Genomic DNA, 19,725 nt, shown 5'->3' with positions numbered 1-19,725 from the left:
CGCGCGTGCTTCCGAGTTCCAGAACCAGCCTATAACGAGACAGGTAGACAAACATGTCGTCATCCATTTCATCCATGGCCACCACGACCATCCCGGAGGCCGCGCTAGGCTCGCCCCCCCAGCCCAGCGCGCGCGCAGCGTCGTCGCAACCGATCACGATCGAGCAAGGCATCCGCGCCGCCGGCGTCGGCCGCTTCCAGTATCGGCTGTTCGTCATATTCGGCCTGGTCTGGCTCGCCGACGCGATGCAGGTACTGTCGATCGGCTTCACCGCGCCGTCGATCGCGGCGACCTTCGGCATCCCGGTGCCGACCGCGCTGCAGACCGGCACCATGTTCTTCGTCGGCATGCTGATCGGCGCGTTCGTGTTCGGCCGGCTGGCCGACCGCATCGGCCGCCGCCCGGTGCTGATGATGGCGGTGGTCATCGATGCCATCTGCGGCGTGGCCTCGGCCTTCGCGCCGGACTTCCAGTGGCTGCTGCTGCTGCGCTTCCTGACCGGCATCGGCGTCGGCGGCACCCTGCCGGTCGACTACACCATGATGGCCGAATTCCTGCCATCGGACCGGCGCGGCCGCTGGCTGGTGCTGCTGGAGTCGTTCTGGGCGGTCGGCACCATCCTGCTGGCGATCCTGGCGCTGATCGCGGTGTCGCGCGGCAATGACGCGTGGCGGCTGATCTTCCTGGTCACCGGCATCCCGGCGCTGGTTGGCGTGGTGTTCCGCTTCTTCGTGCCCGAGTCGCCGCTCTACCTCAATAAATCCGGGCGCTCGGACGAGGCCCGCGCGGTGCTGCAGCGGGTGGCCGCGGCCAACCGCGTGCCGGTGGAGATCGGCGCGCTGCAGCCGCAGAAGATGGAGCGCAAATCCGTGTTCGCGCTGTTCGCGGCCGGCTGCCGGCGCCGCACCATCTGCCTGCTGGCGGCGTGGATGCTGATCTCGATCGCCTACTACGGGGTCTTCGTCTACCTGCCGGTGAAGCTGGCGGGCCAGGGCTTCGGCTTCATGCGCGGCCAGGTATTCCTGATCGTGCTGGCACTGGTGCAGCTGCCCGGCTTCGCGCTGGCCGCGCACGGCGTCGAGCGCTGGGGCCGCAAGCCGACCCTGATCGGCTTCCTGCTGCTGAGCGCGGCTGGCTGCATGCTGTACAGCCTGGGCCAGTCCCCCGCGCTGGTGATCGGCTCGACCCTGCTGATGAGCTTCTCGCTGCTCGGCACCTGGGGCGCGCTGTACGCCTTCACGCCCGAGGTGTATCCGACCGACCTGCGCGCCAGCGGCATGGGCACCGCGGGCGCGATGGCGCGTTTCGGCGGCCTGTTTGCCCCGTCCATCGTCGCGCCGATCATGGCCAGCCAGTTCACGCTGGCACTGGCGCTGCTGTCTTCGTTCCTGGCCGTGGCGGCGCTCGCCATCTTCCTGGTCGATATCGAGTCGAAGGACCGCGCTCTCGACTAGCCGAAGGCGCCACGGGGCAACGGCAGGGCAACCGCGGGGCCGCGGTCATGCGGCTGCGGCGCGGCGGCCCGCTTCCATTACAATCCGGCTGCAACGGCGCGGCGCGCGAGCCCCAACCGGCCTCGCGCGCCCGCTTCACTCGCCATCCCGCCGAGCCCTCGCCGCCAGCCATGAAACAAGATCCGCGCTTTCCCAACCTCTTTATCCTCGACCACCCGCTGATCCAGCACAAGCTCTCGCACATGCGCGACAAGGAAACGTCGACACGCACGTTCCGCGAGCTGCTGCGCGAGATCACGCTGCTGATGGGCTACGAGATCACCCGCAACCTGCCGCTGACCACGCGCCGCATCGAAACCCCGCTGGTCGAGCTGGACGCCCCGGTGATCGCCGGCAAGAAGCTGACCATCGTGCCGGTGCTGCGCGCGGGCGTGGGCATGAGCGATGGCCTGGTCGAGCTGATCCCGTCGGCGCGCATCGGCCATATCGGCGTGTACCGCGACGAGCAGCACCGCCCGGTGGAATACCTGGTGCGCCTGCCGGCGCTGGAAGACCGCAGCTTCATCCTGTGCGATCCGATGGTCGCCACCGGCTATTCGGCCGCGCACGCGGTGGAAGTGCTCAAGCGCCGCGGCGTCAAGGACGAGGCCATCACCTTCGTCGCGCTGGTGGCCGCCCCCGAGGGCGTGGAAGTGTTCCAGAAGGCGCATCCGGGGGTAAAGCTGTTCGTCGCCTCGCTCGACAGCCACCTCGATGCCGATGCCTATATCGTCCCTGGCCTGGGCGATGCGGGCGACCGGCTGTTCGGCACCAAGAACTGACGGGCACTGGCAATGCCCGGGCGGGCTGGCCGGCGCTTGACCGGCCTCAATAGCCAGCCTGATGCGGCTCCCTACACTGGCGGCAAGCGCCGGCGCAACCACGCCGCGCGCCACCATCCACACCAAGGGAGCGACGCATGGAAGCCTTCAAGATCCTGTTCAGTACCAGCACCGGGCTGATGAGCCTGGGCGTGATCGTCTTCATCATCGGCATGGGCTGGTTCTTCGCCCGCCTGTTCGCGCGCAAGATGCGCGAGGATGCCGATGCGGCGAAGGCGCGCGACGCGACGCAGCAGCGCTGACCGCGTGAATGACCGCCGGTGTACTTCCGCTCCCACCGGAGGGAGAGCGGAACAAGCCGGCACAACTCTCTTACTTCTTCTTCCCCAGCAAACTCCCCAGCACCCCCCGGATCAGCTCGCGCCCGACCTGCGAGCCCACCGTGCGCGCGGCCGACTTGGCCATCGATTCCAGGATCGAATCGCCGCGGCCGCTCTTGCCGGTGCCCTTGGTCAGCGTGCCGAAAATCTCGCCGGCGGTGCCGAGCCAGCCGCTGTCCTGTTCGCCCGCCGGCTGCCCGGCGGCCGTGCCGCCCGCGCCCTTGCCGCCATTCGCCACGGTCGGCACGCTGCCGCGCAGCTTTTCATAGGCGGACTCGCGGTCGACGGTCTTCTCATAGGTGCCCGCCACCAGCGAGTTGGCGATCAGCTGCTTGCGCTCGTCTTCGGATGCCGGGCCGATGCGGCTGCCGGGCGCCAGTACCCAGGCGCGCTCGGTCACGCACGGCGTGCCCTTGGCGTCCAGGAACGACACCAGCGCCTCGCCCACGCCCAGTTCGCCGATGGCGGTTTCCAGGTCCAGCTTCGGATTGGCGCGCATGGTGGTGGCCGCCACCTTGACCGCCTTCTGGTCGCGCGGGGTGAAGGCGCGCAGCGCATGCTGGACGCGATTGCCCAGCTGCCCCAGCACGGTATCGGGGATATCGACCGGGTTCTGCGTAACGAAGTACACGCCCACGCCCTTGGAACGCACCAGGCGCACCACCTGCTCGATCTTGTCGAGCAGCGCCTTGGGCGCATCGTTGAACAGCAGGTGGGCCTCGTCGAAGAAGAAAACCAGCTTCGGCTGGTCGAGGTCGCCGGCCTCGGGCAGCTTCTCGAACAGTTCGGACAGCATCCACAGCAGGAAGGTCGCGTACAGCCGCGGCGAGTTCATCAGCTTGTCGGCGGCCAGGATATTGACCACGCCCTGGCCCTTGTCGGTCTGGATAAAGTCTTCCAGGTTCAGCATGGGCTCGCCGAAGAAGACGTCGCCGCCCTGCGATTCCAGCGCGATCAGCCCGCGCTGGATCGCGCCGACCGAGGCGGCCGAGATATTGCCGTATTCGGTGGTGAACTGCCCGGCGTTGTCGCCGACATATTGCAGCATCGCGCGCAGGTCCTTGGCGTCGAGCAGCAGCAGGCCGTTGGCGTCGGCAATGCGGAACACCAGGTTCAGCACGCCCTGCTGCGTGTCATTGAGCTCGAGCATGCGCGACAGCAGCAGCGGCCCCATGTGCGAGACCGTGGCGCGCACCGGGTGCCCCTTCTCGCCGAACACATCCCACAGCGCGGTGGGGCAGCCGCCCCAGACCGGCTCGGGCAGGTTCAGGTCGGCCAGCCGCTGCTTGAGCTTGGCCGACGGCTGGCCGGGCTGCGAAATGCCGGTCAGGTCACCTTTGACATCCGCCATGAACACCGGCACCCCCAGGCGGGAGAAGCCCTGCGCCAGCGTCTGCAGCGTGACCGTCTTGCCGGTGCCGGTGGCGCCGGTGATCAGCCCGTGCCGGTTGCCCATCTGCGGCAGCAGCACCAGTTCATGTTCGGCATTCTTGGCGATGAGGATGGGGTCGGCCATGATGTTCCTGGATTCCGTGAGGGTCGGTTGGGTCTGGACGGCGCAGGCAGGCCCGCGTGATAAAATCCTGGGCTGATTATAGCCAGCCGCCAGGCATATCCGTCACCTGGCGCGCGCCGCCCGCCCGCCTTGCCGATGCCGCCGCGGCGCGCCTGGCTACCCCGCACAACATCACCGCAGATCACCGCATTCCGCTTCGGAGAGAATCATGGCCGGTCACTCGAAATGGGCCAATATCAAACACAAGAAAGCCGCCGCCGACGCCAAGCGCGGCAAGATCTGGACCCGCCTGATCAAGGAAATCACCGTGGCCGCCAAGCTCGGCGGCGGTGATCCCGACTCCAACCCGCGCCTGCGCCTGTCCATGGACAAGGCCATGGACGCCAACATGCCCAAGGACAACATCCAGCGCGCGATCCAGCGCGGCGTGGGTGGCCTGGAAGGCGTGAACTACGAGGAAATCCGCTACGAAGGCTACGGCCTGAGCGGCGCCGCGATCATCGTCGACTGCCTGACCGACAACCGCACCCGCACCGTGGCCGAAGTGCGCCACGCGTTTTCCAAGCACGGCGGCAACATGGGCACCGAGGGTTCGGTGGCGTTCATGTTCACGCACTGCGGCCAGTTCCTGTTTGCCCCCGGCACGCCCGAAGACAAGCTGATGGACGCCGCGCTGGAAGCCGGCGCCGACGATGTCGTCACCAACGATGACGGCTCGATCGAAGTCACCTGCCCGCCCAACGATTTTTCGGCGGTCAAGGCGGCGCTGGAAGCCGCCGGCTTCAAGGCCGAAGTTGCCGACGTGGTGATGAAGCCGCAGAACGAAGTCAGCTTCAGCGGCGACGACGCGGTCAAGATGCAGAAACTGCTCGACGCCCTGGAAAACCTGGACGACGTGCAGGAAGTCTTCACCAACGCGGTGATCGAAGACTAAAACGGTAACAAGCTCCCCAACGGCGGCAGCCCGGCTTTCAAGACCCAGCTGCCGCCTTTTTGCATGCGTTTCTTTTCTGGCAGTGGATCATGAAAGTATTGGTTGTCGGCTCGGGTGGACGTGAACACGCGCTGGCCTGGAAATTGGCCCAGTCGCCCAAGGTGCAGGTGGTGTACGTCGCGCCGGGCAACGGCGGAACCGCGCTCGACAAGCGCCTGCAGAATGTTCCGCTGACCGACCCCGAGGTCATCGCGGCCTTTGCCGAGCGGGAAGGCGTGGCCTTCACCGTGGTCGGCCCCGAGGCCCCGCTGGCGGCGGGCATCGTCGATATCTTCCGCGCCAAGGGCCTGCGCATCTTCGGCCCCACCCAGGCCGCCGCGCAGCTGGAATCGTCCAAGGATTTCGCCAAGGCGTTCATGCAGCGCCACGGCATCCCCACCGCCGCCTACCAGACCTTTGCCGACGCCGCCCAGGCGCACGCCTACATCGACGCGCAGGGCGCGCCGATCGTGATCAAGGCCGACGGCCTGGCCGCGGGCAAGGGCGTGGTGGTGGCGATGACGCTGGAGGAAGCGCACCAGGCGGTCGACATGATGCTCGACGGCAACAAGCTGGGCGACGCCGGCGCACGCGTGGTGATCGAAGAGTTCCTGGAAGGCGAGGAAGCCAGCTTTATCGTGCTGGTCGACGGCAAGAACGTGCTGGCGCTGGCCACCAGCCAGGACCACAAGCGCCTGCTCGACGCCGACGCCGGCCCCAACACCGGCGGCATGGGCGCGTACTCGCCGGCGCCGGTGGTCACGCCCGCGCTGCACGCGCGGGCGCTGCGCGAGATCATCCTGCCGACGGTGCGCGGCATGGAAAAGGACGGCATCCCGTACACCGGCTTCCTCTACGCCGGCCTGATGATCGACCAGGACGGCAACCCGAAGACGCTGGAATTCAACTGCCGCATGGGCGATCCGGAAACCCAGCCGATCCTGGCGCGCCTGAAGACCGACCTGGTCGACGTGATGGAAGCCGCCGTCTCCGGCAAGCTCGACAGCATCGAGCTGGACTGGGACCGCCGCACCGCGCTGGGCGTGGTGATGGCCGCCCATGGCTACCCGGACGCCCCCCGCAAGGGCGATGCCATCACCGGCATCCCGGCCGAGACCGACGACAGCGTGACCTTCCACGCCGGCACCACGCTCAAGGACGGCACCCTGCTGACCTCGGGCGGGCGCGTGCTGTGCGTGGTCGGCCTGGCCGATACCGTCAAGGCCGCGCAGCGCGCCGCCTATGCCGCGGTCGAGCAGATCCGCTTCGACGGCATGCAGTACCGCACCGACATCGGCTACCGCGCCATCAAGCGCTGACCGGCGCCGGCGGCCCCTGGCGACTAACAGGCCGCCCAGCCGGTACAATCGTGACAATGCTGTGACGCAACCGGCAGCCGACTGGCTGCCGGAGTGCCATCCGGCCGGTCCCTTCGTCGGTTTATCCGATTCAGCCCACCATGATCGATTCCCAGGCAGTCCGTGCCTATCTGCTCGGTCTGCAAGACCGCATCACCGATGCCATCGGTGCCATCGACGGCCAGCCGTTCCTGACCGACGCCTGGGAGAAACCGCCCACCGAACGCCTGCGCGGCAGCGGCCGCACCCGCATCCTCGAAGGCGGCGCGGTGATGGAGCGCGCGGGCGTGGGCTTCTCGCACGTCAGCGGCGACACCCTGCCGCCGTCGGCCACGGCCAACCGGCCGGAACTGGCGGGGCGCAGCTTCGAGGCCATGGGCGTGTCGCTGGTGTTCCATCCGCGCAACCCCCATGTGCCGACGGTGCATATGAACGTGCGCTGCTTCCTGGCAGTAAAGCCGGGCGCCGAGCCGGTCTGGTGGTTCGGCGGCGGCATGGACCTGACGCCCTACTACGGCAACGCGGGCGACTGCACCCACTTCCACCGCACCTGCCAGCAGGCGCTGGCGCCGTTCGGCGACGAGCTGTATCCGCGCTTCAAGCAGTGGTGCGACGAGTATTTCTTCCTGAAGCACCGCAACGAGGCACGCGGCATCGGCGGGATCTTCTTCGACGACTTCTCGGCGCTCGGCTTCGAGCGCAGCTTCGCCATGATGCAGGCGGTCGGCGACGCCTTCCTGGACGCCTACCTGCCCATCCTGCAGGGCCGCAAGGACACGCCCTTCGGCGAGCGCGAGCGCGATTTCCAGGCCTATCGGCGCGGGCGCTACGTCGAGTTCAACCTGGTGTTCGACCGCGGCACGCTGTTCGGCCTGCAATCGGGCGGACGAGCCGAATCCATCCTGATGTCGATGCCGCCGCTGGTAACCTGGCGCTATGACTGGCAACCGGAACCGGGCAGCCCCGAAGCGGCGCTGTACACCGATTTCCTGCCGGCGCGCGACTGGGCCTGACGGCTGACCCATGGCCCATCCCGAGCACCCCCGCAAGCCCGCCACCGACGCGGGCGCCGCGCCACAGGCTGGCGCCGCCCGCCCCTATCGCCTGGGTATCCTGGGCGGCACCTTCGATCCGCCCCACGTCGGCCACCTCGCGCTGGCGCGGCTTTGCATCGACCACCTCGGCCTGGACGAGCTGGTGTGGATTCCCACCGGCCAGTCCTGGCAAAAGGGCGACGACGTGACCCCGGCCGCCGACCGCCTGGCGATGACCGAGCTGGCCGCGGCGGCGCTCGGCAACAGCGGCGCCACGGTCCGTGTCAGCCGCATGGAAGTGGATCGCGCCGGCCCCAGCTACACCATCGACACGGTACGCCAGCTGCGCGACGAATACGGTCCCGAGGCCTCGCTGTGCTGGCTGATGGGCGCCGACCAGCTGCTGCGCCTGCATACCTGGCACGGCTGGCAGGAGCTGTTCGCGCACGTGCACTTGTGCACCGCGACACGGCCGCGCTTTGCCCTGTCGGCGCTGGAGGGTCCGGTGCTGGCCGCGCTGGCCGAGCGCCAGGCCGACACGCAACTGATACAATGCACGCCCTCCGGCCGGATGTGGATCGACCAGACGCTCGCCGTCGACCTCTCTTCCACCCATCTGCGCCAGCGGCTGGCGGCCGGCCAGCCGGCAGATGACCAACTGCCGCCCGGCGTGGCACACTACATTGCCAGCCACGGGCTGTACCGCAACGCCCCGGCCCGGGCATGACCAGGGTCGCATCGACCCCGGCGCCCACCCCCAAACCGATCTGAGCTGAACAAGAAGACACCCATGGATATTCGTAAACTGCAACGCGCCATCGTCGACGGCCTCGAGGATGTCAAAGCGCAGGACATCAAGGTGTACGACACCAGCCACCTGACGGAACTGTTCGACCGGGTGGTGATTGCCAGCGGGACATCCAACCGCCAGACCAAGGCGCTGGCAGCGTCGGTGCGGGATACGGTGAAGGAAGCGGGCGGCCATATCGTGGCGGTCGAGGGCCTGGAAACCGGCGAATGGGTGCTGGTCGACTGCGGCGATGCCGTGGTCCACATCCTGCAGCCGCAACTGCGCCTGTACTACAACCTGGAAGAGATCTGGGGCGACAAGCCGGTGCGCATGAAGCTGGCCACCGGCGCCCGCCTGGCCAAGGCCAGCGAGCCGATCGACGAGGACCAGGACGAGCGCGAGGACGAGGCCCCGGTGCGCACCGTGCGCCGTGCCAGCAACCTGCGCCCGGCGCTGGCGCGCCTGCCCGAAGGCATGAAGGAGCCGTCGCCGCCGATGGGCCACGAGGACACCGACGCGGACGCCATCGCCACCATCCGCAAGCCGGCCCGCAAGACCGCCGCCAAGACCCCGGCCAGCAAGGCCGCCGGCACCCGCGCCGCCGCGCCGCGCAAGACCGCCGCCGGCACCACCGCGCGCAAGACCGCGACCAAGACGGCCACCAAGACCGCGGCGAAGAAGGCTCCCGCCAAGAAGGCACCCGCCAAGACTTCCGCAGCCAAGCCGGCCGCGCGCAAGCGCGCCACCCGCTCGGCCTGAGCCCGTGCGCGGCCGCTCGCCAAGTCCGGCGGCCGCTCCGCATCACCGCATCGTCTGACCCATGCAACTGGTTATCGTGGCCGTCGGCCACAAGATGCCCGGCTGGATCGAAACCGGCTTCAGCGAGTACGCCAAGCGCATGCCGCCCGAGCTGCGCATCGAGCTGCGCGAGGTCAAGCCCGAAACCCGCTCTTCCAGCAATAACGCCGCCACCGTGATGCAGCGCGAAGCCGCGCGCATCGAGACGGTGCTGAGCAGCCTGTCGAAGCAATGCCGCATCGTCGCGCTGGACGAGCGCGGCCGCGACTTCACCACGGTGCAGCTGGCCGCGCAGCTGACCGACTGGCAGCGCGAGGGCGGCGACGTGGCCTTCCTGATCGGCGGCGCCGACGGGCTCGATCCCGCGCTCAAGGCCCGCGCCAGCACGCTGATCCGGCTCTCCAGCCTGACCCTGCCGCACGGCATGGTGCGGGTGCTGCTGGCCGAGCAGCTGTACCGCGCGTGGTCCGTCACGCAGAACCACCCCTACCATCGGGCCTGATTCCACTGATCTCCGGCCGTCGCCGGAAGGCCCCAGCCGCGATGCCCGACACCCTGCACGACTACCTCTACCTCGCCTCGCAAAGCCCGCGCCGGCGCGAGCTGCTGACCCAGCTCGGCGTGCGCTACGAACTGCTGCTGGCCGACGACGACGAAGACGCCGAAGCGCTCGAAGCCGTGCTGCCGGGCGAGACCCCCGACGACTATGTCCAGCGCGTGTGCGCGCTCAAGGCCGAGGCCGCGCTGCGCCGGCGCGAACGCCGCGCGCTGCCGGATGCGCCGGTGCTGACCTCGGACACCACGGTCTGCCTCGGCGGCCGCATCCTCGGCAAACCCGCCGACGGCGCCGACGCCGCGGCCATGCTGGGCGCGCTGGCGGGCACCACCCATCGCGTGCTGACCGCGGTGACGGTGGTATCGACCACCGGCATGCGCCATGCACTGTCGGTTTCCGAAGTCACCTTCCGCCCGCTGCAGCCCGCCGAGATCGAGCGCTACGTCGCCAGCGGCGAGCCGCTGGGCAAGGCCGGCGCCTACGGCATCCAGGGCCGCGCGGCCGAGTTCGTGGCGCGGATTGCAGGCAGCTATTCAGGTATCATGGGCTTGCCCTTGTTTGAGACGGCGGCGTTACTTCGCCAGGCCCGGCTGCGGTTCTGAGCCGCGGCCTCCGTGCCCGGACAAGACCCGGCCCCGCGCCGGGCCACCCTCTACAGCCGGGCCACCGGCGACGCGTTTCACCCGCTATGACTGAAGACATACTCGTCAACATCACGCCCCAAGAGACCCGCGTCGCCATCGTGCAGCAGGCCGCGGTCCAGGAACTGCATGTCGAGCGCACGCTCACGCGCGGGCTGGTCGGCAACATCTACCTGGGCAAGGTGGTGCGCGTGCTGCCAGGCATGCAGTCGGCCTTTATCGACATCGGCCTGGAGCGCGCCGCCTTCCTGCATGTCGCCGACATCTGGCATCCGCGCGACCCGGACCGCACCAACTCCACCCCGCAGCTCGCCATCGAGAAGACCCTGTTCGAGGGCCAGGCGCTGATGGTGCAGGTGATCAAGGACCCGATCGGCACCAAGGGGGCGCGGCTGTCGACCCAGGTCAGCATCGCCGGGCGCACCCTGGTGTACCTGCCGCAGGACCCGCATATCGGCATCTCGCAGCGCATCGAAGGCGAGGTCGACCGCGAGGCGCTGCGCAGCCGCGTGCAGGGGCTGGTGCCGGCCGACGAGCGCGGCGGCTTTATCGTGCGCACCATCGCCGAGGAAGCGACCGACGAGGAACTCGGCAACGATATCGCCTACCTGCGCAAGATCTGGGGCGCGATCCGCCAGAACGCCACCACCCTGCCCGCGCCCAGCCTGCTCTACCAGGACCTGAACCTGGCCCAGCGCGTGCTGCGCGACTTCATCAACGACGCCACCGGCGTGATCCAGATCGACTCGCGCGAGAACTACCAGATGCTGCTGGAGTTCGCCAAGGAATACACGCCGGCGGTGCTGCCGCGGCTGTCGCACTACACCGGCGAGCGGCCGATCTTCGACCTGTTCAATATCGACGCCGAGATCGAGAAGGCGCTGTCGCGCCGGGTCGACCTGAAGTCGGGCGGCTACCTGATGATCGACCAGACCGAGGCGATGACCACCATCGACGTCAACACCGGCGGCTACGTGGGCGCGCGCAACTTCGACGACACCATCTTCAAGACCAACCTGGAGGCGGCCCACACCATCGCGCGCCAGCTGCGGCTGCGCAACCTCGGCGGCATCATCATCATCGACTTCATCGACATGGAGAACGCCGAGCACCGCGACGCGGTGCTGTCCGAACTCAAGCGCGCGCTGTCGCGCGACCGCACCCGCATCACCGTCAACAGCTTCTCGCAGCTGGGCCTGGTGGAGATGACGCGCAAGCGCACGCGCGAGTCGCTGGCGCATGTGCTGTGCGAACAATGCCCGGTGTGCCAGGGCAAGGGCCAGGTCAAGACCCCGCGCACGGTCTGCTACGACATCCTGCGCGAGATCATGCGCGAATCGCGTCAGTTCAACCCGCGCGAGTTCCGCATCCTGGCCTCGCAGGAAGTGATCGACCTGTTCCTGGAAGAAGAAAGCCAGCACCTGGCGATGCTGGGCGATTTCATCGGCAAGCCGATTTCGCTGCAGGTGGAATCGACCTTCCACCAGGAGCAGTACGACATTATCCTGATGTGAAGCCACCGGCGCGCCCACCGCCATAGCGAAACAGCCGGCCAACTGGCGGGCTGTCTTGCTTTACGGCCGGATCACCACGTGCGGGCTGATCACCAGCGCCGGTTCGGGCTGGTAATACACCGGCGGCGGTGGCGGCGGCTGGTACACCACCGGGCGGTCCTTGCACTTGCGCTCTTCCTTGTACTCGCCGTTGTCCTTCCACTTGCGCTTGATCTTGCAGTTGCCGACCCAGAACTCTTCCTTGTAGTCGTCGCCTTTGTGATAGCGGCCATGGTGTCGCCCGTAGTAACGGTCATCGTCGTCCCAGTCGTCATCGGCATGGGCGGTGGCACCGAAGGCGCCGAGGAGCACGGGCAGGACCACGAGGGATAACAGGAGACGGGGCTTCATGTCGGAACGGGCAAGAACAGGTTGGGGCGAGGCTAGCACGCGCGCGCGCACCGCAGTGTTTCAAGCTGTTTAATTACGTAACCGCGAACGTACCGCGAACTTTAGCGCGACGCATCGACGGCGCTCGTCCGCTGGCTGGCGCACGCGGGATTTCGGACTCGGTAATGGCCCTAGCCCATTTCCGTTTGCCATCCGCTATAACTAAACGAAGGTAGTCAGCGGCCTTTGCACGGAGGCTGCGCCCGGCTGTCCGCGCGAGTCGTTCTGCCGCGGCACCGCCGGTTGGCAAGCGAGGAGTCCGGCATGAACGCCACGAACCATGGGGCCTGTGTGCTGGCCCTCCTGTTATCGGTCGCGTGCGCGCCATTGCCGATCGCCAGGCGCGCGCCGGCGCCGCCGCCGCAGGCCAGGGTCGAAGTCCCCCAGGCGCCCAAGGAGCGCGCCACGCCGATCGCGCCCAAGGTCATCAACATTGCCGCGGCATGCAAGCGCACCGAGGACGACGGCTTCCGCGAAGACGCACTGATGGACGTCCAGGCCAACGAGGTGCGCGCGCTGAAATGGAAGCTGTGGGTATCGCGGCGCGGCAGTTGCGAATTCAACCTGGTACAGTTCCGCCAGGTCCGCGCGACGCCGCACATCGAGCTGCAGGCGATCGACGGCAGCCAGTGCAAGCTGCTGGTCTGGCAGGACCCGCGCCGCGTCACGCTGGCGCATAACCGCTGCGAGAAGTACTGCACGCCTGGCATCTACGAGCAGGCGTGGCCGGTGCTGTTCGATCCCAAGAGCGGTGCCTGCGCCGAAGTGCGCTGAGCAAGGGACCCTGAGCCACCCGGCGCCGCGGCACCGCGGCGCCGCTACTTCGCCTTCGGCACCCGGCCCATCAGGTAGAACTCGTCGTTCGGGCGCATGCCGATGGTATTGGCCATGCGGTTGGACAGGCCGAAGAACGCCGTGATCGCGGCGATATCCCAGGCGTCCTCGTCGGAAAAGCCATGTGCGCGCAGCGCGTCGAAATCGGCCTCCTCGATTTCATGCGAGGCCGTGCAGACCTTCATGGCAAAGTCGAGCATGGCGCGCTGGCGCGGCGGGATGTCGGCCTTCAGGTAATTCACCGCGACCTGGTCCGCGACCAGCGGCTTCTTCTCGTAGATGCGCAGGATCGCGCCATGCGCCACCACGCAGTACAGGCATTGGTTAACCCCGGAGGTGGCCACCACGATCATTTCGCGCTCGCCCTTGGTCAGGCCGCCGTCCTTGAGCATCAGCGCATCGTGATAGGCAAAGAAGGCGCGGAACTCGTCGGGACGGTGCGCCAGCGCCAAAAACACATTGGGAACGAAGCCGGCTTTTTCCTGGACTTCCAGGATGCGCGCGCGGATATCGTCGGGGAGGTCGGCCAGCGCCGGGATGGCGTAGCGGCTGATCGGGAATGCCGTGTCAGACATGGTGGTCTCCGGTTGGGATTGGCGTCATCGTCGTGAGGCTTCTGCACCAATACTAACGGATCGCGCGCAAGCCGGCGCGCCGCATGTCGACCATCGGTCGCACGGACAGATGCCGGCCGGATCAGGCATACTACGCACCTTCCGAACCAGGCGGGCCCCTGACCGCACGACTGTTCCCGATGAAACGCATTCTCATCGTCAAGCTGACTTCGCTCGGCGACATGGTGTTCACCCAGCCGCTGGTGGCTGACCTGCAGCGCGCCTTTCCCGGCGTCAAGATCGACTGGATCGCCGACTCCTACTGCGCCGACGTGCCGCGCTGGAACCCCAACATCGATCGCGTGATCGCCGCACCGCTGCGCGGCTTCAAGAAGGCGCGCAGCTGGGCCGGCCTGCGCGAGATCTTCACTGCCCTGCGCGCGTTGCGCCGCGAGAAGTACGATGCGGTGCTGGACGTTCACGGCGTCTACAAGAGCGCCATCGTCACCTTCCTCGCCCGCACCCGCCGTCGTTACGGCCTGCCGGTCCAGGAACTGGGCGAGAGCGGCGCGCGCTTCGCCTACAACCATGTGTTCCAGCCGTTCGTGGAAGAGGACTGCGCGCGCAACCGCATGCGCCGCGCCGTCAGCCGCGCGCTCGGCTACGAAATGACCCGCGAGATGGATTACGGCCTGAAAATGCCGGCCGACACGCCCGCTGCCGCCGGCAAGGGTCCCTATGCGATGCTGTTCCACGCCACTTCCAGCGAGGAAAAGAAGTGGCCGGTGGCCGACTGGATCAGCGTCGGCAGCGCCATCTCGGCGCGCGGCCTGCGCGTGCTGGTGCCCTGGGGCAATGACGCCGAGCGCCTGGAAGCCGAGACCATCGCCGCCAGCGTGCCCGGCGCCGAGGTGATGCCGCGCCTGAGCATCACCGGCGTGGCGCAGATGGTGGGCAAGGCGTCGCTGGTGGTCGGCATGGACACCGGCTTCGTGCATATTGCCGACGCGCTGCGCCGGCCCACGGTGATCCTGTTCACCACGACCTCGCGCCACCTGTATGGCGTCGATGCGCCCGGCCGCGCGGTGTCGCTGGGCGGCGGCGGCGTGGTGCCGCAACGGGCCGAAGTGCTGGCGGCCATCGACGAAGTGATGCCCCAGGTCACTTCGACCCATTGATGCCCGAGGCACGGGAATAAAAAAGGGCCGGCGCAAATGCGCCGGCCCTTTTTCTTGATGGTTCCCCGCCGCCTACTGGCTGGCGAACTGGATCCGGTGCAGGCCGGCGTACAGGCCATTGGCCGCCAGCAGCTGCGCGTGGCTGCCGGTCTCGGCGACGCGGCCATGGTCAAGCACGGCGATGCGATCGGCATTCTCGATGGTCGACAGCCGGTGCGCGATCACCAGCGTGGTGCGGCCCTTCATCAGCTCCTCCAGTGCCGCCTGCACCTGCCGCTCCGATTCCGAGTCCAGCGCCGAGGTGGCCTCGTCCAGGATCAGGATCGGCGCATCCTTGTACAGCGCGCGCGCGATCGCCAGGCGCTGGCGCTGGCCGCCGGACAGCTTCATGCCGTTGTCGCCGATATTGGTCTGCACGCCCTCGGGCAGGCCCTTGACGGTGTCGGTCAGGTAGGCTGCCGCCAGCGCGCGCTCGACACGGGCCATGTCGATCTCGCTGCCGGGCTGCGCGCCATAGGCCACATTGGCCGCGACCGTGTCGTTGAACAGCACCACGTCCTGGCTGACAAAGGCGATCTGGTTGCGCAGGTCCTTGAGCGCCAGCTCGGTCAGCGGCACGCCGTCGAGCAGGATGCGCCCCGAGGTGGGATCGAAGAAGCGCGGCACCAGGTTGACCAGCGTGGTCTTGCCGCTGCCCGACGGGCCCACCAGCGCCACCACCTCGCCCGGGCTGACGCGCAGGTCGATGCCTTCCAGCGCGGCGCGCGGCGCCTCGCCATAGCGGAAGCCGACCTGCTCGAAGGCCAGTTCGCCGCGGGCGCGGGCAAGCGGCTTGCCGCCGTCCTGCGGCTCCACCGGTTCGTCGATCAGCCGGAAGATCATCTCGGCGGCGGTGATGCCGCGCGTCAGCGGCTGGTTGATGTCGGTCAGGTGCTTGAGCGGCGAGATCAGCAGCAGCATCGCCATCACGAAGCCGGTAAAGCCGCCCACCGTGGTCTGGTTGGCCTGCGCCTGCACCATGGCGATGGTGATGATCACCGACAGCGCCAGCGCCGCCAGGAACGCCGTGACCGGCTGGTTCAGCCCGCCCGCCACCGCCATCCGCATCGAGTAATTCTTGAGCCGCTCGGCCACGGTGCGGAAGCGCCGCAGTTCATAGGCCTCGCCGCCATGCAGCTTGACCACCTTGTAGCCGCCCACGGCCTCTTCGACCACGTAGGCGGCGTTGTTGGTATAGGTCTGGTGATCGCGGTTGAGCTTGCGCAGCCGGCGGTTGATCTTCGACATCAGGTAGCCGATCACCGGCAGGATCACCGCGACGATCAGCGTCAGGCGCCAGTTGGTGTAGAACAGGTAGATCAGCAGCGCGACCACGGTCAGCGAATCGCGCACCAGCGTGATGAACACGCTGGTCAGGATCTGCAGCACCTGGTTGACCTCGAAGATCACCGCGTTGATCAGCGACGCCGCGGTATTGCGGTGGTAGAACGACGCCGGCGCCTGCAGCAGGCGCTCGAACATCTGCAGCCGCATCTTCAGCAGCACGCGGTTCGAGATCAGGTTGAGCAGGTAGCCCGAGGCAAACTGCGCCACGCCGCGGATCAGCGCCACGCCGGTCAGGATCGCCGGCACATGCCACAGCGTGCCGGCATAGTCGCCGCCGAAGCCCTTGTCGAGCAGGTCGTTGACGACCTTGGGGATCACCCCTTCGCTGGCGGCCACCACCGCCATCGCGAGGATGGCGCCGATGAAGATGCGCAGCTCGGGGCGCAGGTAAGACCAGAGCCGGCTGGCCATGCTGGACGGCACGGCGGCACCTGGCGAGATGGGCGGTTTGGATGTGGTCACTGAGTTTTCTTCTGGGTGATGGCGGCGTTGCGGCACCAGGGCGCGGCGCTAGCCCGGCCGCTTCTGGCGCGCGACGCGCAGGAAGGGCCTGACGAAGACCTGGAACAGGAAGCGCTGGTAGACATAGCGGCGCAGATAATAGCCGACACTGCGGCGCGCCTTGTCGGTGGCGTCGAGGTCGGCGCGATGCGTTTCCAGCGACGAGGCCTCGGCCAGTTCGGTCAGGCCGATGCAATACGGGACCACGGCGCGCACCGTGACTAGTCCGCGCCGCTCGAACGCGGACCAGTAGTCGGCCGCGCACCAGGTCGGCTGCAGCCCGGCAAGCAGCCGCTCTGCGGCCGCGCGGGTGACGACGTAGCCATGCGCGCGCCACCATTCGCCATAGCGGCGCACCAGCTTGCGTCGTTGGCCGAGCGGCCTGGTGCCCCAGCGGGTGAATTTGTCGACATGCGACAGCAGCACGACCTCCGGTCGGGCAGGGTCCAGCTGCGACGCCAGCGCCTCGAGCACCGCCGGCACGTCATCGCCCAGCAGTGCATCGTCTTCCAGCACCAGCGCCAGGCTGGCGCCGTCCTCTAGCATCTTGCGGTAGACCCCGAGATGGCTCAGCGCGCAGCCGATCTCTCCGCGGCTCATCGGGCGGTAGCTGGTGCTGGCGGCCTGCGCATCATAGCGGCGCGCGACCTCGTCCTCGGCCAGCGCGCGTCCATTCACGGCGGCAAACACCTGGAACGGCACGCCCAGGCGCGTCAGCTGGCCGGCAATGCGCTCGCGGCGCGCCTGCGCGGTTTCGAGGTTGATCACATAGGCGCCGATCATGCCGCCACCGCCCGTGCGTGCTGGCCGGTCCGGCGTGAAAGGGAGATCGATGCGGCGGCGATCGATGCGGCACATGCCACCAGGGATAAAACCGTTTCCATCCCTGCGAATCGGGACCAATGTGCTCGTGTCATCAATTTGGCAACTGAGATCTGGGCTTCGGCGCGCGCCGGTGCGCACCGGCAATCGCGGGCAGGCGGCTGCGGGGCCACTGCGTCGGTGCGGTAGAATACGCGCTCTTCCATCAGCGCCCGGCTGGCGGCGACGCCGGCGGCTGGCCGGCCTGGCCCGGACGGGGCGCGTCCCTACGTTCCATGAAAGTCTCCGCCGTCATCATTACCAGGAATGAAGCTCACAATATCGGGCCATGCCTTGAAAGCGTGTCCTGGTGCGAAGAGGCGATTATAGTGGATTGGGCCAGCACGGACGACACGGTGGCGATCGCGCGTGCCGCCGGCGCCACCGTGATCCAGACCGACGACTGGCCAGGTTTCGGCCCGCAGAAAAACCGCGCGGTCCAGGCCGCCAGCGGCGACTGGATCCTCAGCCTGGACGCCGATGAACGCGTCCCGCCGGCGCTGCGCGATGAAATCCTGAAGCACTTGCAGCAGGCAGACGCACGCGCGCTGGCGCTGCCGCGCCTGTCCGCTTTCTGCGGCACCTTCGTGCGCCACGCCGGCTGGTATCCGGACTACGTCACCCGCGTCTTCCGCAAGGGCCGCGGCCGCTTCACCGACGATCTGGTGCACGAGCACCTCAAGGTGGACGACCCGGTCACGCGGCTGCGCGAGCCGCTGGTGCACTACAGCTACCGCTCGCTGTCGGACGTGCTGCGCAAGATCGACAGCTATTCCAGCGCCGGCGCGCAGCAGGCCTACGCGCGCGGCAAGCGCAGCTCGGTTGCATCGGCGGCGGGCCACGGCCTGTGGGCGTTCGTGCGCACCTACCTGCTCAAGCGCGGCTTCCTCGACGGCAGCGCAGGCTTCGGCGTCGCGTTGATGAATGCGCAGGCCAGCTACTACAAGTACGCCAAGCTGGCGCAACTGCACGCCGCGGCCGAAAACAAGGCCGCCGGCTGAAGCGCCCGACGCGGCCGCGCGGCGCCCCACCCTTACCTTCTCGATCGATGAAAGTTGGCATCTCCTGCAATCGCTTCGGCGCCGGCGGCGGCCTGGAGCGCTACGCGCTCGACATCAGCCGGGCCATGGCGAAGCGCGCCGATACCGAAGTCTCGGTCTACGCGCGCCGCTTCGACGCCGGCGTGGCGGCGTCCGCCGGGGTTGCGGCGCATCGGATCGTGGTGTCGTGGCTGCCCGGCAAGCTGCGCGACCGCTATTTCTCGTGGCGGCTGCAGGGGCTGCGCGATGCCGGCGAAGCGCTGATCGGCTGCAACCGCGTGCGCGGTTCCGATATCGCCATCTGCGGCGGCACGCATCGCGGCTACCTCGCCGCGCGCGGCACGCCGGCGCGGCGCTCGGACCAGTGGCAGATCGACCTCGAAAGCGCGCAATATGCCGGCGCGCACCGCGTGGTGGCGCATTCCGCGCTGATGCGGCGCGAAGTGACCGAGCTGTACGGCATCGCGCCCGAGCGCGTCGAGCTTGTCTACCCGCCGGTCGACACGCAGCGCTTCACCCCGGTCGATGCCGCGGCGCGCGCGGCGCTGCGGCGCGAATTCGGCTTCGGCGACGACGAGATCGTGTTCCTGTTCCCGTCATCGGGCCATGCGCGCAAGGGCTTCGACCTGCTCGCCGATTATTTCTCCCGCTCGGACCTGCCGATCACGCTGGCCGTGGCCGGCCGCCCGGTCGGGCGCACCATCCCGCGCGTGCGCGAGCTGGGCTACAGCAGCCGCATCGACGCACTGTACCGCGCCGCCGACTTCACCATCCTGGCGTCGGGCTATGAGCCGTTCGGGCTGGTGGGGGTGGAATCGGTGCTGTGCGGCACGCCGCTGGTGTTTGCCGACAATATCGCCTGCCTGGAAGTGATCCGGCCGCAGGCGGTGCATGCGTTCTCGCGCGAGCGCAGCGAGACCCTGGACCATGCCATCCGCGCCGCGGTGGCGTCGGTGCGCAGCGGCCAGGCGCGGCTGGCGAACCCGCTGGCGCTGCTCGACTACGATCCGGGCATCGAGGTCCATGTCGACACCCTGCTGCGGCTCGCCGCCGACGCGCGCGCCGCCCGGCACGCCGCCTGAAGCGGCGTCGGCAACAAATTCAGGC

Annotated in this window: 20 protein-coding genes; 15 read left to right on the top strand and 5 right to left on the bottom strand. The window is 68.1% G+C overall.

All coding sequences use genetic code 11. The annotated features are described in order from the left end of the window. Window positions 1-53: 53 nt before the first annotated feature. The 3 genes from CBM2588_RS05730 (at window position 54) to CBM2588_RS05720 (ending at window position 2,577) form a co-directional block, all read left to right on the top strand. Entirely contained in the window at window positions 54-1,454 is a 1,401-nt protein-coding gene (locus CBM2588_RS05730) for an MFS transporter (protein WP_231942109.1), read from the top strand. Between the two features lie 170 nt (window positions 1,455-1,624). Beyond that, window positions 1,625-2,275 (top strand): uracil phosphoribosyltransferase, encoded by a 651-nt coding sequence (gene upp / locus CBM2588_RS05725; RefSeq protein WP_012352165.1) that lies wholly within the window; start codon window positions 1,625-1,627, stop codon window positions 2,273-2,275. 137 nt (window positions 2,276-2,412) lie between these two features. Then, window positions 2,413-2,577 (top strand): DUF3149 domain-containing protein, encoded by a 165-nt coding sequence (locus CBM2588_RS05720; protein ID WP_115679745.1) that lies wholly within the window; start codon window positions 2,413-2,415, stop codon window positions 2,575-2,577. A 70-nt stretch (window positions 2,578-2,647) separates the two neighbouring features. Here CBM2588_RS05720 and CBM2588_RS05715 read toward each other — a convergent pair whose 3' ends face one another. Next, window positions 2,648-4,171: a helicase HerA-like C-terminal domain-containing protein gene (locus CBM2588_RS05715; RefSeq protein ID WP_115679744.1), complete on the bottom strand. Its 1,524-nt coding sequence runs from the start codon at window positions 4,169-4,171 to the stop codon at window positions 2,648-2,650. Window positions 4,172-4,379: 208 nt separating this feature from the next. On the opposite strand from CBM2588_RS05715, the gene CBM2588_RS05710 reads away from it, so the two are divergent. The 8 genes from CBM2588_RS05710 to rng all read left to right on the top strand — a co-directional run bounded on the left by CBM2588_RS05710 (window position 4,380) and on the right by rng (window position 11,835). Further along, window positions 4,380-5,105, top strand: a complete 726-nt coding sequence (locus CBM2588_RS05710) for a YebC/PmpR family DNA-binding transcriptional regulator (RefSeq protein WP_115679743.1) — start codon at window positions 4,380-4,382, stop codon at window positions 5,103-5,105. An 89-nt stretch (window positions 5,106-5,194) separates the two neighbouring features. Then, a complete protein-coding gene (purD, locus tag CBM2588_RS05705; protein WP_026164314.1) occupies window positions 5,195-6,463 on the top strand; it encodes a phosphoribosylamine--glycine ligase in 1,269 nt (422 codons plus the stop codon). 140 nt (window positions 6,464-6,603) lie between these two features. Further along, on the top strand, window positions 6,604-7,515 hold the full coding sequence (gene hemF / locus CBM2588_RS05700; RefSeq protein WP_115679742.1) for an oxygen-dependent coproporphyrinogen oxidase: 912 nt from the start codon (window positions 6,604-6,606) through the stop codon (window positions 7,513-7,515). Between the two features lie 10 nt (window positions 7,516-7,525). Beyond that, window positions 7,526-8,263 carry a nicotinate-nucleotide adenylyltransferase gene (locus tag CBM2588_RS05695; RefSeq protein WP_115679741.1) on the top strand — a complete coding sequence of 246 codons (738 nt, stop codon included), beginning with the start codon at window positions 7,526-7,528 and terminating at the stop codon, window positions 8,261-8,263. A gap of 63 nt (window positions 8,264-8,326) precedes the next feature. Continuing rightward, window positions 8,327-9,085, top strand: coding sequence for a ribosome silencing factor (gene rsfS, locus CBM2588_RS05690; protein ID WP_115679740.1), 759 nt, complete (start codon window positions 8,327-8,329; stop codon window positions 9,083-9,085). 61 nt (window positions 9,086-9,146) lie between these two features. Further along, window positions 9,147-9,626 (top strand): 23S rRNA (pseudouridine(1915)-N(3))-methyltransferase RlmH, encoded by a 480-nt coding sequence (rlmH, locus tag CBM2588_RS05685; RefSeq protein WP_115679739.1) that lies wholly within the window; start codon window positions 9,147-9,149, stop codon window positions 9,624-9,626. A gap of 41 nt (window positions 9,627-9,667) precedes the next feature. Continuing rightward, entirely contained in the window at window positions 9,668-10,282 is a 615-nt protein-coding gene (locus tag CBM2588_RS05680; protein ID WP_115679738.1) for a Maf family protein, read from the top strand. 86 nt (window positions 10,283-10,368) lie between these two features. Beyond that, a complete protein-coding gene (gene rng / locus CBM2588_RS05675) occupies window positions 10,369-11,835 on the top strand; it encodes a ribonuclease G (RefSeq protein ID WP_115679737.1) in 1,467 nt (488 codons plus the stop codon). 60 nt (window positions 11,836-11,895) lie between these two features. Here rng and CBM2588_RS05670 read toward each other — a convergent pair whose 3' ends face one another. Continuing rightward, complete coding sequence (locus CBM2588_RS05670) at window positions 11,896-12,225, bottom strand: hypothetical protein (protein ID WP_115679736.1); 330 nt, start codon at window positions 12,223-12,225, stop codon at window positions 11,896-11,898. A gap of 303 nt (window positions 12,226-12,528) precedes the next feature. Between CBM2588_RS05670 and CBM2588_RS05665 the strand changes: the two genes are divergently transcribed. Beyond that, window positions 12,529-13,038, top strand: a complete 510-nt coding sequence (locus tag CBM2588_RS05665) for a hypothetical protein (RefSeq protein ID WP_115679735.1) — start codon at window positions 12,529-12,531, stop codon at window positions 13,036-13,038. Window positions 13,039-13,082: 44 nt separating this feature from the next. On the opposite strand, the gene CBM2588_RS05660 is transcribed toward CBM2588_RS05665, so the two are convergent. Next, entirely contained in the window at window positions 13,083-13,673 is a 591-nt protein-coding gene (locus tag CBM2588_RS05660) for a peroxidase-related enzyme (RefSeq protein ID WP_115679734.1), read from the bottom strand. 179 nt (window positions 13,674-13,852) lie between these two features. Here CBM2588_RS05660 and waaC point away from each other — a divergent pair, with 179 nt between their 5' ends. After that, window positions 13,853-14,830, top strand: coding sequence for a lipopolysaccharide heptosyltransferase I (waaC, locus tag CBM2588_RS05655; protein WP_115679733.1), 978 nt, complete (start codon window positions 13,853-13,855; stop codon window positions 14,828-14,830). Between the two features lie 72 nt (window positions 14,831-14,902). Here waaC and msbA read toward each other — a convergent pair whose 3' ends face one another. After that, window positions 14,903-16,627 (bottom strand): lipid A export permease/ATP-binding protein MsbA, encoded by a 1,725-nt coding sequence (msbA, locus tag CBM2588_RS05650; protein ID WP_172583607.1) that lies wholly within the window; start codon window positions 16,625-16,627, stop codon window positions 14,903-14,905. A 99-nt stretch (window positions 16,628-16,726) separates the two neighbouring features. Continuing rightward, window positions 16,727-17,500: a glycosyltransferase family 25 protein gene (locus tag CBM2588_RS05645; protein ID WP_115681412.1), complete on the bottom strand. Its 774-nt coding sequence runs from the start codon at window positions 17,498-17,500 to the stop codon at window positions 16,727-16,729. 314 nt (window positions 17,501-17,814) lie between these two features. On the opposite strand from CBM2588_RS05645, the gene CBM2588_RS05640 reads away from it, so the two are divergent. Both CBM2588_RS05640 and CBM2588_RS05635 read left to right on the top strand, forming a co-directional pair. Beyond that, window positions 17,815-18,579: a glycosyltransferase family 2 protein gene (locus tag CBM2588_RS05640; protein ID WP_115679731.1), complete on the top strand. Its 765-nt coding sequence runs from the start codon at window positions 17,815-17,817 to the stop codon at window positions 18,577-18,579. A 47-nt stretch (window positions 18,580-18,626) separates the two neighbouring features. After that, the gene (locus CBM2588_RS05635; RefSeq protein ID WP_115679730.1) at window positions 18,627-19,700 is read left to right on the top strand and encodes a glycosyltransferase family 4 protein; all 1,074 of its coding nucleotides are present in this window, start codon (window positions 18,627-18,629) and stop codon (window positions 19,698-19,700) included. The last annotated feature ends 25 nt before the right edge of the window (window positions 19,701-19,725 follow it).

The sequence above is a fragment of the Cupriavidus taiwanensis genome (assembly GCF_900250075.1).
Classification (GTDB): domain Bacteria; phylum Pseudomonadota; class Gammaproteobacteria; order Burkholderiales; family Burkholderiaceae; genus Cupriavidus; species Cupriavidus taiwanensis_C.
The sequence above is the reverse complement of the archived record's forward strand: the minus strand, read 5'-3'. Positions and strand labels throughout refer to the sequence as shown.

Bases quoted from the DNA above. Each gene is read 5' to 3' on its own strand.
- CBM2588_RS05730 (WP_231942109.1), top strand. From the start codon at position 54: ATGTCGTCATCCATTTCATCCATGGCCACCACGACCATCCCGGAGGCC.
- upp (WP_012352165.1), top strand. From the start codon at position 1,625: ATGAAACAAGATCCGCGCTTTCCCAACCTCTTTATCCTCGACCACCCG.
- CBM2588_RS05720 (WP_115679745.1), top strand. From the start codon at position 2,413: ATGGAAGCCTTCAAGATCCTGTTCAGTACCAGCACCGGGCTGATGAGC.
- CBM2588_RS05715 (WP_115679744.1), bottom strand. From the start codon at position 4,171: ATGGCCGACCCCATCCTCATCGCCAAGAATGCCGAACATGAACTGGTG.
- CBM2588_RS05710 (WP_115679743.1), top strand. From the start codon at position 4,380: ATGGCCGGTCACTCGAAATGGGCCAATATCAAACACAAGAAAGCCGCC.
- purD (WP_026164314.1), top strand. From the start codon at position 5,195: ATGAAAGTATTGGTTGTCGGCTCGGGTGGACGTGAACACGCGCTGGCC.
- hemF (WP_115679742.1), top strand. From the start codon at position 6,604: ATGATCGATTCCCAGGCAGTCCGTGCCTATCTGCTCGGTCTGCAAGAC.
- CBM2588_RS05695 (WP_115679741.1), top strand. From the start codon at position 7,526: ATGGCCCATCCCGAGCACCCCCGCAAGCCCGCCACCGACGCGGGCGCC.
- rsfS (WP_115679740.1), top strand. From the start codon at position 8,327: ATGGATATTCGTAAACTGCAACGCGCCATCGTCGACGGCCTCGAGGAT.
- rlmH (WP_115679739.1), top strand. From the start codon at position 9,147: ATGCAACTGGTTATCGTGGCCGTCGGCCACAAGATGCCCGGCTGGATC.
- CBM2588_RS05680 (WP_115679738.1), top strand. From the start codon at position 9,668: ATGCCCGACACCCTGCACGACTACCTCTACCTCGCCTCGCAAAGCCCG.
- rng (WP_115679737.1), top strand. From the start codon at position 10,369: ATGACTGAAGACATACTCGTCAACATCACGCCCCAAGAGACCCGCGTC.
- CBM2588_RS05670 (WP_115679736.1), bottom strand. From the start codon at position 12,225: ATGAAGCCCCGTCTCCTGTTATCCCTCGTGGTCCTGCCCGTGCTCCTC.
- CBM2588_RS05665 (WP_115679735.1), top strand. From the start codon at position 12,529: ATGAACGCCACGAACCATGGGGCCTGTGTGCTGGCCCTCCTGTTATCG.
- CBM2588_RS05660 (WP_115679734.1), bottom strand. From the start codon at position 13,673: ATGTCTGACACGGCATTCCCGATCAGCCGCTACGCCATCCCGGCGCTG.
- waaC (WP_115679733.1), top strand. From the start codon at position 13,853: ATGAAACGCATTCTCATCGTCAAGCTGACTTCGCTCGGCGACATGGTG.
- msbA (WP_172583607.1), bottom strand. From the start codon at position 16,627: ATGGCCAGCCGGCTCTGGTCTTACCTGCGCCCCGAGCTGCGCATCTTC.
- CBM2588_RS05645 (WP_115681412.1), bottom strand. From the start codon at position 17,500: ATGATCGGCGCCTATGTGATCAACCTCGAAACCGCGCAGGCGCGCCGC.
- CBM2588_RS05640 (WP_115679731.1), top strand. From the start codon at position 17,815: ATGAAAGTCTCCGCCGTCATCATTACCAGGAATGAAGCTCACAATATC.
- CBM2588_RS05635 (WP_115679730.1), top strand. From the start codon at position 18,627: ATGAAAGTTGGCATCTCCTGCAATCGCTTCGGCGCCGGCGGCGGCCTG.